A 288-nucleotide genomic window follows, 5' to 3' on the forward strand; every position below is an offset into this window, starting at 1 on the left:
CGCGGACCGGCGCAGCCAGTCGTCGTCGACGCTCTCCAGCCCTTCGAGGCGCAGGAACTCCACCACGTCCAGCAGCCCGTACGCCATCCCGAGGAACCGCGCGCCGTCGCGGACGCGCCGGCCGCCGTCCGCGCCGGGCGGGTAGATCACGATGGGCTGATCGCTCGCCATGGCACCAGCGTGCAATGAGCGGCGGCCGCCCGCATGCCGGGACCCGGCCGGCCCGGTGCCGGCCGGGCGGGGCCGTGACGCACCCGTGCCGTCAGTCGACGGCGGGGCCGGCCTGGT

Source organism: Streptomyces sp. 13-12-16 (assembly GCF_002114215.1).
Lineage (GTDB): Bacteria > Actinomycetota > Actinomycetes > Streptomycetales > Streptomycetaceae > Streptomyces.